This window comes from Nonomuraea zeae (assembly GCF_005889725.1).
In the GTDB taxonomy this organism is placed as follows: domain Bacteria; phylum Actinomycetota; class Actinomycetes; order Streptosporangiales; family Streptosporangiaceae; genus Nonomuraea; species Nonomuraea zeae.
Genome location: NZ_VCKX01000130.1, coordinates 21,331 through 32,635, shown reverse-complemented (window position 1 = coordinate 32,635; position 11,305 = coordinate 21,331). Strand labels below are relative to the sequence as shown.

Genomic DNA, 11,305 nt, shown 5'->3' with positions numbered 1-11,305 from the left:
GCCCTCAGCCCCGCCGCCCCCGCTGCGACCCCTGACGCTTCCGTCTCCCGGCTCGCGGTGGCCGGTCGGGTGCCGTTGAGGGTCGTGGTCGACACCGAAGGCAGGACGCCGCAGGACGCCAAGGTGCTCGACGACCAGGCGCCCACCCTCGTCGCCGTGGCCGAGGACGCCGGGACCGCGCTCAAGGCCGACCTCCTGCGCCTGCCCCGCCACCAGGACGGCCTCGACCTGCACGCCCTGCTCCGCGAGCTGGCGGCGCGGGAGGTCGTCAGCGTGTTCGTGGAGGGCGGCCCGGCGCTCGCCGGCTCGTTCATCGCGCAGGGCCTGGTCGATCGGGTCGTGGCGTATCTGGCGCCCGCGCTGCTCGGCTCCGGGCGGGCCGCGCTCGGCGCGGCCGGGGTGCGGACGATCAGCGAAGTTCACCGCCTGACATTTGACGATATTGCCCCCATTGGGCCGGACGTACGGCTGATCGCCCGGCCCGCCACCCAACCAGGCAGGGAGAAGTGATGTTCACCGGAATCATTGAGGAAAAAGGCGACGTGGTGGCGATCGAGCAGCAGGGCGGCGGAGCCCTGTTGTCGGTGCGCGGGCCGATCGTCACCTCCGACGCCAAGCACGGCGACTCGATCGCGGTCAACGGCGTGTGCCTCACGGTCGTGTCGGTCGAGGATGACGTGTTCACCGTGGACGTGATCAGGGAGTCGCTCGACCGCAGCTCCCTGGGCGGGCTGGTCGCCGGCTCGGCGGTGAACCTGGAGCGGGCCGTACGCGCCGACCAGCGCCTCGGCGGCCACATCGTGCAGGGCCACGTGGACGGCACGGCCGTGCTGCTGTCCAGGGAGCCCGGGGAGAGCTGGGACGACCTGCGTTTCTCGCTGCCCGGGACGCTCAGCCGGTACGTGGCGGAGAAAGGTTCGATCGCGATCGACGGAATCAGCCTGACGGTCACGACGGTTGACGACGAAAGCTTCGGCGTGAGCCTGATCCCGACCACGTTGAAGCTGACCACCTTGGGCGACCGCCTGGTGGGCGACGTGGTGAACATCGAGGTCGACGTGATCGCGAAGTATGTGGAAAGGCTGGTGGTCAGGCAGTGAACTGGGCCAACGCCGGATTTACGGCATTCGGCACACACGTGCTCTGGACGGACCTGGTCGGCAACATCGCCGCCCTGGCCACCGTCCTGCTCGCCATGCGGAAGTCGATGTGGACGTGGCCGGTGCAGTTCGCCGGCGCGGTGCTGCTGTTCATCGCCTCCATCAACGCGCACATCACCGGTAACGCGCTCAAGCAGGCCCTGTTCGCGGGCCTGGCGATCTACGGCTGGTGGGCGTGGCGGCGCGGCACCCAGGACGGCAGGCAGCTCGCCGTCCGTCCGGCCGAGTGGTGGGAGCGGATGCTGCTGATCCTGTTCATGATCTTGGGCACCGCCGTGGTGGGAGTGCTGTTCTACGCCACCGGCCTGTCGTGGGGCGCGCACGAGCCGCTGCCGAAGGGCGCCTTCCTGGTCGCCGCCGACGCCTACATCTTCGTCGGCAGCGCGATAGCCACGTGGGCGCAGGGCAGGGCCCTGGTGGACTTCTGGATCGTGTGGGTGGCCGTGGACCTGGTCGGGGTGCCGCTGGCGTTCAGCTCGGGCCTGGTGGTCTCCGGAGCCGTTTACGGGATCTTCTTCGTGCTGGTCCTCGTCGGGTTCGCGAAATGGCTGCGCGAATACCGGACGGCCGGCCTCAACGTGGCGGTGGCGCAATGAACGAGATCAAGCTCGACCCCATCGAGCGAGCCGTCGAGGACATCCGCAACGGCAAGCCCGTCGTGGTCGTCGACGACGAGAACCGCGAGAACGAAGGCGACCTCATCTTCGCCGCCGCCAAGGCCACGCCGGATCTGTGCACGTTCACGATCAGGCACACCAGCGGCATGATCTGCGTGGCCATGGAGGGCAAGGAGCTCGACCGGCTCGGGCTGCCCCTCATGGTCTTCCACAACAAGGAGCGCATGCGCACGGCGTACACGATCACCGTGGACGCCCGCGACGGCGTCACGACGGGGATCTCGGCGGCCGACCGGGCCAAGACGATCCGCACGCTCGCCGACTCCGCCACCGAGCCCAACGAGCTGGTGCGCCCCGGGCACATCTTCCCGCTGCGCTATCACGAGGGCGGGGTGCTGGCCAGGCGCGGTCACACCGAGGCGGCCGTGGACCTGGCCAGGCTGGCCGGGCTGTCCCCGGCGGGCGCGCTGGCCGAGGTCGTCAACGACGACGGCACCATGGCCAGGCTGCCCGAGCTGCGCCGCTTCGCCGACGAGCACGACCTGGCGCTGATCTCCATCGAACAGCTCGTCGACCACCGGCGGCGGGCCGAGAGCATGGTCACCAGGGTCGCGGAGACGCGGCTGCCGAACGCGTACGGGATGTGGCGGGCGTACGGGTACGCCAGCGCGCTGGACGGCGGCGAGCATGTCGCGCTCGTCTACGGCGACCTGTCCGGCGGCGAGAACATCCTGGTCAGGGCCCACTCCGAGTGCCTGACCGGCGACGTGTTCGGCTCGCTGCGCTGCGACTGCGGCGTGCAGCTCGAGCACGCCATGTCGGCCATCGCGCAGGAGGGCCGCGGCGTGGTCGTCTACCTGCGCGGGCACGAGGGCAGGGGCATCGGGCTGCTGGCCAAGCTCAAGGCGTACAGCCTCCAGGACAACGGCAGCGACACCGTCGACGCCAACGTGGAGCTGGGGCTGCCGGTGGACGCGCGGGAGTTCTCCAACGCGGGGCAGATCCTGGCCGACCTCGGCGTGAAGTCGGTGCGGCTGCTCACCAACAACCCGGCCAAGCTCAAGGGCATGGACGGCTACGGCATCAAGGTGCTCGGCCGCGAGCCCATGCCGGTGGCCATGAACCCCCACAACGAGCGATACCTCAAGGCCAAGCGCGACCGCCTCGGCCACGACATCTCGGAGGCCTCGTGAGGGAGCGGCCGATCAGGCGCAGCCGGGTCCCGGGCTTGCGGCCGGGGGAGGACGTTTCATGAGCGAGCGGTCAATCGGCTACAGCCCGGTCCCGAGCATGGGGCCGGCGGAGGAGGGTCCATGAGTGGGGAAGGACGGCCGGGCGCCGCGGCGCCGGACGCCGCGGGGCTGACGGTGGGAGTGGTCGCGGCCAGCTGGCACGCCAAGATCACCGATCAGCTCGTGGCGCGGGCCCTGGCGGCCTGCGACGACAGCGGCGCCACGGCGACGGTGGTCCGCGTGCCGGGCTCGCTGGAGATCCCGGTCATCGCCCAGGCGCTGGCCCGCCGGTGCGACGCGGTGGTGGCCCTGGGTGCGGTCATCAAAGGCGAGACCGCCCATTTCGAGTACGTCTGCGACTCGGTCACCTCCGGGCTGACCCGGATCGCCCTGGACGAGGGGACTCCGGTCGGCAACGGCGTGCTCACGTGCGAGACCATGGACCAGGCACTCGATCGCTCGGGGCTGCCGGGAAGCAAGGAGGACAAGGGGTACGAGTCGGCCGTCGCCGCGCTCGAGACCGCACTCCTGCTGCGGGACCTCCACTGACCTGCGGTAGGTTTCCCTCGTGCCAGAGCCCGTCACCCCTCCGCCCCTGCCCGTAACCTGGCGTCCCAGCCGGGGAAGGATCGTCCCGTACGGCTTCGCCGTGCTGATCGTTGCGGGGGCGGTGGTCATGGCCGTCTTCATCGCCGAGCCGTTCAAGCTGCCCGACCGGGTGGCGATCGTGTTGTTCGGGTGCGCGGTGGCCTTCGTGCTGCACCTGCTGGGGCGGGTGCGCGTGGAGGCCGACGAGGAGGGCGTCACGATCGTCAACGCCATCCGCACGCACCGCTACACCTGGCCGGAGGTGCTGGAGGTCACGCTCCTGGTGGGCGACCCGTGGCCGAAGATCGACTTCTCCGACGGCCGGACGATCGGCGCGATGGGGATCCAGGGGTCGGAGAAGGCCCGCGCCCGCCGGGCCACGGCCGAGCTCGCGGCCTTGATCAGGGAACGCGGCGAGGCCAAGGACTGAGCCGGCCGCCCCCGGGCGCGCGTCCCGGGGGCCTGCCCTGCCGTCGCTTCCGTTCGGTGATCAGCTGATCGCCGTGAGCGATGGAGGGCGGGAGCCGATGTCGCGGAGGCGGGTGTCGACGTAGCCTGAAGGCGTGCTGCGGCGGACAATCAAGGCAATGGACATCGAGTCGCCGGAGAAGCTCATCGAGCTTCTCGACCGGCACACCTACCTGGCCGACGAAGGACTGGCCACGGCCGCCTTCCTGGCGCTGCGGATGGGCCGGCCACTGTTTCTCGAAGGGGAGGCGGGGGTCGGCAAGACCGAGCTGGCCAAAACCCTCGCGAGCCTGCTCAAGGCTCCGCTCATCAGGCTGCAGTGCTACGAGGGCCTGGACGCGGCCCAGGCCCTGTACGACTGGGACTTCGCCCGCCAGCTCCTCCATCTCAAAGCCGCCGAGGCGGCCGGGATCACCGACGTGAGCCGGCTCGAAGGGGAGATCTACGACCGGCGCTTCCTGATCGCGCGGCCGCTGCTGAAGGCCATCGAGACGCAGCCCAGCGTGCTGCTCGTGGACGAGATCGACCGGGCCGACGACGAGTTCGAGGCGTTCCTGCTCGAAGTGCTCTCGGATTTCACGATCTCCATCCCCGAGCTGGGCACGATCAAGGCCGTCAAGCCGCCCGTGGTCGTGGTGACCTCCAACAGGACGCGCGAGGTGCACGACGCGCTCAAGCGGCGCTGCCTCTACCACTGGCTGGAGCACCCGAGCTTCGACCGCGAGGTCGCCATCCTGCTGCGCCGGCTGCCCGAGTGCACCGAGACGCTGGCCGTGCAGGTGGCGCGGGCGGCCGAGCGGCTGCGGCAGGCCGGCCTGGTCAAGCCGCCCGGCGTCGCGGAGACGCTGGACTGGACCGAGGCGCTGCTGACGCTGGGCGCGAAGGAGCTCGACCCCGGCCTGGCCGCCGCCACGCTGGGCGCGGCGCTGAAATACCGCGAGGACGTCGCGCACGTCCTCGGCAACGGGCTGCTCGGCCATGGCTGAGCGCGCGGACGGGGCGGTGGCCGCCACCATGACCGGGTTCGCCAGGACGCTGCGCGCGGCCGGGGTCGCGGCCGATCACGAGCGGACCCAGAACCTGATGCGGGCGCTCGGCCACCTCGACGTGACCGACCCCGGCGAGGTCTACTGGGCCGGCCGGTTCACGCTGTGCGCCACGCCCGACGACCTGCCCAGATACGACCGGTGCTTCGCCGCGTACTTCGGCGGCCAGAAGGCGGCGGTGACCCGTACGAGCACCACCAGCGTCACCCGGCACCTGGCCGCGCAGGGCGACGGCGCGGCCGGCGACGACGAGTCGGCGGCGCCCGCGACGGCGAGCAGGACCGAGGTGCTGCGCCACCGCGACGTGGCCAGGCTGACCGACGCCGAGCGGGCCGAGGTGCACAGGATGCTGGCCATGCTGAAGAGCGGGCGGGCGCGGCGGCGCTCGCGACGGTTCGAGAGCGCGCACCGGGGCGTGCTCGACCAGCGCCGCACCATCCGCGACGCGCTCAGGAAGGGCGAGGTCGCCCGGCTGCGGCACCGCAGGCACACCACCAGGCCGCGGACGGTCGTGCTGTTCGTGGACGTGAGCGGCTCGATGGCCCCCTACGCGGAGACCCTGCTGCGCTTCGCCCACGCCCTGGTCAGGAGCGAGCCCAGGGCCACCCGGGTCTACTCGGTCGGCACCAGGCTCACCCCGATCACGGCCGAGCTGCGCCACCGCGACCCCGGCACCGCGCTGAACGAGGTGTCCAAGGCCATCCCGGACTGGAGCGGCGGGACCCGGCTGGGCGAGGAACTCAGGGAATATCTCGCCCGTTACAGCGCCAGAGGGGCCTTGGCGGTGATCGCCTCGGACGGGTGGGAGCGGGGCGACCCGGAGCTGCTGGGCACCCAGATGGCCCGGCTGTCCAGGCAGGCGCACCGCGTGATCTGGGTCAACCCGCACAAGGGGTACGAGGACTACCAGCCGCTCACCGGGGGCATGCGGGCCGCCCTGCCCTACCTCGACGAGCTGGTGGCCGGGCACAGCCTGGCCGCCTATGAACAACTCAGCGAAAGGCTCGCGCATGCGTGACGTGCTGCCGGAGATCATGCGGTGGTGGAGGTCGGGGCTCAGGTTCGGGCTGGCGACGGTGGTGGGCACGTGGAGCAGCGCGCCGCGCCCGCCGGGCGCGGCGATGGCGGTGCGAGGGGACGAGGTCGTCGGCAGCGTGTCGGGCGGCTGCGTCGAAGGCGCGGTGTTCGAGCTGGCCGCCGAGATCGACGCGCCCCTCCTGCAGCGGTACGGCGTCACCGACGACGACGCGTTCGCCGTCGGGCTCACCTGCGGCGGCATCATCGACATCCTCGTCGAGCCCGTCTCGATCGAGACCTTTCCCGAGCTGGGGGAGATCTCGGCGTCGGTGGAGGCGCACGAGCCGGTGGCCGTCGCCACGATCGTCTCCGGGCCGGGGCCCATCGGCGCCCGCCGGATCATCTGGCCGGAGCGCTCGTCGGGCACCCTGGGCATCGAACGCCTCGACGAGGCCGTGGACGACGACGCCCGCGGCATGCTCGCCCAGGGGCTGACCGGCATCAGGCACTACGGCGGGCACGGGGAGCGGCGGCTGGACGACCTGTCGGTGTTCGTCCAGTCGTTCGCGCCGCCGCCGCGCATGCTCGTGTTCGGCGCGATCGACTTCGCCGCGGCGGTGGCCCGGGTGGGCAAGTTCCTCGGCTACCACGTGACGGTCTGCGACGCCCGCCCGATCTTCGCCACCGCCAAGCGCTTCCCCGACGCCGACGAGGTGGTGGTCAAGTGGCCCCACGATTACCTGGCCTCGGTGCAGGTGGACGAGCGTACGGTGATCTGCGTGCTCACCCACGACCCGAAGTTCGACGTGCCGCTGCTGGAGGTGGCGCTGCGCACCGAGGCCGGCTACGTGGGCGCCATGGGCTCGCGCCGCACCCACGAGGACCGGCTCGTCCGGCTGCGCGAGTCCGGCCTCACCGATGCCGAGCTGGCCAGGCTGCGCTCGCCCATCGGCCTCGACCTCGGCGCGCGCACCCCCGAGGAGACGGCCGTGTCGATCGCGGCCGAGCTGATCCAGCTGCGCTGGGGCGGCTCCGGCCGGGCGCTGTCCGACACGGAGGGCCGCATCCACCACGAGGCGATGTGAGGACCTCCGCCGTCGCCGGTCTCCTCCTGGCCGCGGGCCAGGGCAGCCGGCTCGGCACACCCAAGGCGCTGCTCGAGTTCGAGGGCGAGCGGCTGGTCGACCGCGGCGTGCGGCTGCTGGAAGAGGGCGGCTGCCACCCTGTCGTGGTCGTGCTGGGCGCGGCCACCGTACAGGTGCGCGGCGCGGTCACGGTGCGCAACCCGGCCTGGGCGACCGGCATGGGCTCGTCGCTGCGGGTCGGGCTCGGCGCGCTGCCGGGCGAGGCGGAGTACGTCGTGGTCGCGCTGGTCGACCAGCCGCTCATCGGCCCCGGCGCGGTGCGCGCGCTGATCGGCTCGGGAGCCGGGCTGGCCGTCGCCACCTATGGCGGCCGGCGCAGGAACCCCGTGCTGATCGCCCGCAGGCACTTCGCCGAGGTGGCCGAGCTGGCCGTGGGCGACGTCGGGGCCAGGCCCTTCATGAAGGCGCACCCCGAGCTGGTCACCGAGGTGCCGTGCGACGAGCACGGCGACCCCGCCGACATCGACACCCCGGAGGACCTGCTGCGCCTAGAAGCGCAGTGAGGCCACGGCCGCCCTGTGGTCGCTGCCGGTCGCGGGCGCCACGCCCGCCTTGGTGGCCGTCATCCCTCTGTACAGGATGTGGTCGGGCCGGGTGATCGGGAACTCCGATGGCCAGGTGAACCCGAACCCGTCGCCCGCCGCGCTCTGGGCGTCGGTCAGCGGCGGGGTCAGCCCGCGCATGCCCCGGTCGGTGGTGGCGGTGTTGAGGTCGCCGAGCAGCAGGATGCGCTTGCTGGAGTCGTCGTCGACGAGCTTGCGGGCGGCGGCGAGCGAGGCGTCGCGCGAGGTGGTGGCGCCGGGGCGGGCCGAGGCCAGGTGCATGACGTAGACGGTCACCTTGCCCTTGGGAGTGGTGACGACCGCGCGCAGCGCCCGCGGCCAGCCCAGGCCGACGTCGAGGGGCCTGGTCTCGCTGATCGGGTAGCGGCTCCACAGGCCGACCGTGCTGACCGGATAGTGGTATTTGAACATCTTGTTGAGCTGCTTGGCCGCGGGCCCGCCGCTGGTCAGCTCCTGGGCGGCGAGCAGGTCGAGGTCCTTGGCGATCATGCGGACGGCCTCGCCGGAGGCGCTGTTGCGCACGCCCACGTTGACGGTGCCGACGGCCAGGTCGCTGGGCCCGCCGGGCGGCGTACGGAACAGCGTGGAGCCGAACATCACCGCCCACACCAGCCCCGGGACCAGCGCGGCGGCCGAGGCGAGCCGGGAACGTGCCAGGACGTGGCCCGCGAGCAGCACGGGGACGGCCAGGCCCAGCCAGGGCAGCAGGCTCTCCATCACCGGCGTGAACCCGCCCAGCGCGGGGATCAGCTGATGCCCCGCCAGGGCGATGGCCACCACGGCGGAAAGGACGACGACAACCCGGCTCAGCACTCGAACCAGGCTAGCCGCTCCACCCCGGCACGCCGGCGCGATAACCTGTTCCGGACTAAACGGAATATCATTCGGTTCACGGGAGCCCGGTATGCGGATCGGTATGGCACTCAACTACTCGGGTGATTTCAAGGCGTCGGTGGCCGAACTCGCCGACTACGAGAGGGCCGGGCTCGACATCGTCTTCGTGGCCGAGGCCTACACGTTCGACGCCGTCAGCCAGCTCGGCTACATCGCGGCCAAGACCGAGCGGCTGGAGATCGCCTCCGGCATCCTGCCCATCTACTCGCGTACGCCGACGCTGCTGGCCATGACCGCCGCCGGCCTGGACTACGTCTCCGACGGGCGCTTCACGCTCGGGATCGGCGCCTCCGGGCCGCAGGTGATCGAGGGGTTCCACGGGGTGCCGTACACCGCGCCGCTCGGGCGCACCCGGGAGGTCATCGAGATCTGCCGCCAGGTGTGGCGGCGCGAGCGGCTGCAGTACGACGGCCGCCACTACACGGTCCCGCTCCCGCCCGAGCAGGGGACCGGCCTGGGCAAGGCCCTCAAGATCATCAACCATCCCGTACGCCCCCGCATCCCCGTCGTCGTCGCCGCGATCGGCCCCAAGAACGTCGAGCTGACCGCCGAGCTGGCCGAGGGCTGGGAGCCGATCTTCTACGTGCCGGAGAAGGCCGCCGAGGTGTGGGGCCCGTCGCTGGCCGCGGGCCAGGCCAGGCGTGACCCCGAGCTGGGCGGCCTCGACGTGATCGCGCAGGCGTCGCTGGCGATCGGCGACGACGTGGCGGGGCTGCTGGAGTTCGGCCGGCCGATGGCGGCCCTCTACATCGGCGGCATGGGCGCCAAGGGCAAGAACTTCTACAACGACCTGGCCAGGCGCTACGGCTACGAGAAGGAGGCCGAGCAGATCCAGGACCTCTATCTCGAGGGCAAGAAGGACGAGGCGGCCGCGCTGGTGCCCGGCGAGCTGCTGGAGAAGATGTCGCTGATCGGCAGCGAGGGCTTCGTGCGCGACCGCGTGCAGGCGATGAAGGAGTCGGGGGTGACCACGCTCAACGTGGCGCCGCTCGGCAGGACGCACGAGGACCGGGTGCGGCTGATCGAGCAGATCAAGGAGATCGCCGCCTAGTGGGGTGAATCACACCCTCTGGGGGAATCCGCGCCGTTTCACAGGCGTTGAAGCGCCTCGTGAGGTTCTCGCTGGTGTTCGTGTGGCTCGTCGAGCGGCTGCACATCGACCTGTGCCGGTTGCACGGGTCGATCTGTCGCTGACCGCAGCCCCCGATCGTCCACCCCTCACCTGGCGTGCCTTCGGCATGCCGTGATTTCGGAGCGTCCTCTCCCGTGAAGAGATTCTCTTTCTCCCTGCAACTGCTGCTCGGCCTCGTGGCCGGCGTCGCGCTGGGCTTCGTCGCCAAGATCTGGGACGTGGCCTGGCTGGCCGAGACCCTGACCAGGGTCGGCCAGATCTTCGTCCAGCTGCTCAAGCTCGCCGTGCCGCCGCTGGTCTTCACCGCGGTGCTGGTCAGCGTGGCCAACCTGCGCAACGTCAACGGGGCCGCCAGGCTGGCGACCAAGACGCTGCTGTGGTTCCTCGTCACCGCGTTCGTCTCGGTGGCCTTCGCCATCGGGCTCGGCCTGATCGTCAACCCCGGCCAGGGCGTCACCCTCGACACCGGCGCGGCCAAGGCCCCCGAGAACGCCGGCACCTGGCTCGACTTCGTCACCGGCATCCTGCCGACGAACGTCGTCACCGCCTTCACCGAGGTGAACGTCCTCCAGATCGTCTTCCTGGGGGTCGTGCTCGGTGCGGCGGCGCTGGCGATAGGCGACAAGGCGGAGCCGTTCCTGAGCCTCAGCCGCTCGGTGCTGGAGCTGGTCCAGAAGGCCCTGTGGTGGGTCATCAGGCTGGCTCCCATCGGAACGGCCGGGCTGATCGGCAAGGCCGTGTCCACCTACGGCTGGGACCTGCTCGCGCCGCTGGCCAAGTTCAGCGCCGCCGTCTACATCGGCTGCTTCATCGTGCTGCTGGCCGTCTACCCGACGCTGCTGGCGGTGTGGGGCAAGGTCAGCCCCGTACGGTTCCTCCGCAACGCCTGGCCGGCGATCGAGCTGGCCTTCGTCTCGCGTTCGTCGGTCGGCACGCTGCCGCTGACGCAGCGGGTCACGATCGAGCGCAACGGGGTGGACCGCGACTACGCGGCGTTCGCCGTGCCCTTCGGCGCCACCACCAAGATGGACGGCTGCGCCTCGGTCTACCCGGCGCTGGCCGCGATCTTCGTGGCCCAGGTGTTCGGCGTGCAGCTCGGGGTGGGCGACTACCTGCTGATCGCGTTCGTCTCGGTGGTCGGCTCGGCCGCCACGGCGGGCCTGACCGGGGCGATCGTCATGCTGACGCTCACGCTCAGCACGCTCGGGCTGCCGCTTGAGGGCGTCGGCCTGCTGCTGGCGATCGACCCGATCCTGGACATGATCCGCACGGCCACCAACGTCGCCGGGCAGCTCGTCGTCCCCGTCCTGGTCGCGCGGTCGGAGGGGCGCCTGGACGAGGCCGTCTTCAACGCGCCGCCGCAGCCGCTCGACGACGCCCCGGCGGCCGCGCGCACGCCGCGCGTGCCCGAGCCGGCGACCGCCTGATCGCGGACACTCATAT

At 71.3% G+C, this 11,305-nt stretch carries 14 protein-coding genes; 13 read left to right on the top strand and 1 reads right to left on the bottom strand.

What is annotated here, in order from left to right:
* From ETD85_RS34025 to ETD85_RS33980, 10 genes are all read left to right on the top strand, one after another.
* Positions 1-510, top strand: a 510-nt coding sequence (locus tag ETD85_RS34025) for a RibD family protein (protein ID WP_138693921.1), incomplete at its 5' end; no start/stop codon positions are given.
* Positions 510-1,100, top strand: a complete 591-nt coding sequence (locus tag ETD85_RS34020) for a riboflavin synthase (RefSeq protein WP_138693920.1) — start codon at positions 510-512, stop codon at positions 1,098-1,100. The genes ETD85_RS34025 and ETD85_RS34020, both read left to right, overlap by 1 nt.
* A complete protein-coding gene (locus ETD85_RS34015) occupies positions 1,097-1,756 on the top strand; it encodes a nicotinamide mononucleotide transporter family protein (RefSeq protein WP_138693919.1) in 660 nt (219 codons plus the stop codon). The genes ETD85_RS34020 and ETD85_RS34015 overlap by 4 nt, the downstream gene beginning before the upstream one ends.
* The gene (locus ETD85_RS34010; RefSeq protein WP_138693918.1) at positions 1,753-2,970 is read left to right on the top strand and encodes a bifunctional 3,4-dihydroxy-2-butanone-4-phosphate synthase/GTP cyclohydrolase II; all 1,218 of its coding nucleotides are present in this window, start codon (positions 1,753-1,755) and stop codon (positions 2,968-2,970) included. The genes ETD85_RS34015 and ETD85_RS34010 overlap by 4 nt, the downstream gene beginning before the upstream one ends.
* Before the next feature lie 120 nt (positions 2,971-3,090).
* On the top strand, positions 3,091-3,558 hold the full coding sequence (ribH, locus tag ETD85_RS34005) for a 6,7-dimethyl-8-ribityllumazine synthase (RefSeq protein WP_138693917.1): 468 nt from the start codon (positions 3,091-3,093) through the stop codon (positions 3,556-3,558).
* A 19-nt stretch (positions 3,559-3,577) separates the two neighbouring features.
* Positions 3,578-4,027, top strand: coding sequence for a PH domain-containing protein (locus ETD85_RS34000; RefSeq protein WP_206058921.1), 450 nt, complete (start codon positions 3,578-3,580; stop codon positions 4,025-4,027).
* Positions 4,028-4,184: 157 nt separating this feature from the next.
* The gene (locus ETD85_RS33995; protein WP_138693916.1) at positions 4,185-5,051 is read left to right on the top strand and encodes an AAA family ATPase; all 867 of its coding nucleotides are present in this window, start codon (positions 4,185-4,187) and stop codon (positions 5,049-5,051) included.
* A complete protein-coding gene (locus ETD85_RS33990; protein WP_138693915.1) occupies positions 5,044-6,129 on the top strand; it encodes a vWA domain-containing protein in 1,086 nt (361 codons plus the stop codon). Before ETD85_RS33995 ends, ETD85_RS33990 begins: the two co-directional genes overlap by 8 nt.
* Entirely contained in the window at positions 6,122-7,213 is a 1,092-nt protein-coding gene (locus ETD85_RS33985; protein WP_138693914.1) for an XdhC family protein, read from the top strand. The genes ETD85_RS33990 and ETD85_RS33985 overlap by 8 nt, the downstream gene beginning before the upstream one ends.
* On the top strand, positions 7,210-7,776 hold the full coding sequence (locus ETD85_RS33980; RefSeq protein WP_138693913.1) for a nucleotidyltransferase family protein: 567 nt from the start codon (positions 7,210-7,212) through the stop codon (positions 7,774-7,776). The genes ETD85_RS33985 and ETD85_RS33980 overlap by 4 nt, the downstream gene beginning before the upstream one ends.
* Here ETD85_RS33980 and ETD85_RS33975 read toward each other — a convergent pair.
* Positions 7,762-8,649, bottom strand: a complete 888-nt coding sequence (locus ETD85_RS33975; RefSeq protein WP_138693912.1) for an endonuclease/exonuclease/phosphatase family protein — start codon at positions 8,647-8,649, stop codon at positions 7,762-7,764. The genes ETD85_RS33980 and ETD85_RS33975 overlap by 15 nt on opposite strands.
* A gap of 91 nt (positions 8,650-8,740) precedes the next feature.
* Between ETD85_RS33975 and ETD85_RS33970 the strand changes: the two genes are divergently transcribed.
* From ETD85_RS33970 to ETD85_RS33965, 3 genes are all read left to right on the top strand, one after another.
* A complete protein-coding gene (locus ETD85_RS33970) occupies positions 8,741-9,781 on the top strand; it encodes an LLM class F420-dependent oxidoreductase (protein ID WP_138693911.1) in 1,041 nt (346 codons plus the stop codon).
* A gap of 59 nt (positions 9,782-9,840) precedes the next feature.
* Complete coding sequence (locus tag ETD85_RS67610) at positions 9,841-9,924, top strand: putative leader peptide (RefSeq protein WP_420847265.1); 84 nt, start codon at positions 9,841-9,843, stop codon at positions 9,922-9,924.
* Between the two features lie 72 nt (positions 9,925-9,996).
* Complete coding sequence (locus ETD85_RS33965) at positions 9,997-11,289, top strand: dicarboxylate/amino acid:cation symporter (RefSeq protein WP_138693910.1); 1,293 nt, start codon at positions 9,997-9,999, stop codon at positions 11,287-11,289.
* Positions 11,290-11,305 lie beyond the last annotated feature (16 nt).

Coding starts and splice junctions, on each gene's coding strand:
- ETD85_RS34020 (WP_138693920.1), top strand. CDS start 510: ATGTTCACCGGAATCATTGAGGAAAAAGGCGACGTGGTGGCGATCGAG.
- ETD85_RS34010 (WP_138693918.1), top strand. CDS start 1,753: ATGAACGAGATCAAGCTCGACCCCATCGAGCGAGCCGTCGAGGACATC.
- ribH (WP_138693917.1), top strand. CDS start 3,091: ATGAGTGGGGAAGGACGGCCGGGCGCCGCGGCGCCGGACGCCGCGGGG.
- ETD85_RS33995 (WP_138693916.1), top strand. CDS start 4,185: ATGGACATCGAGTCGCCGGAGAAGCTCATCGAGCTTCTCGACCGGCAC.
- ETD85_RS33990 (WP_138693915.1), top strand. CDS start 5,044: ATGGCTGAGCGCGCGGACGGGGCGGTGGCCGCCACCATGACCGGGTTC.
- ETD85_RS33985 (WP_138693914.1), top strand. CDS start 6,122: ATGCGTGACGTGCTGCCGGAGATCATGCGGTGGTGGAGGTCGGGGCTC.
- ETD85_RS33970 (WP_138693911.1), top strand. CDS start 8,741: ATGCGGATCGGTATGGCACTCAACTACTCGGGTGATTTCAAGGCGTCG.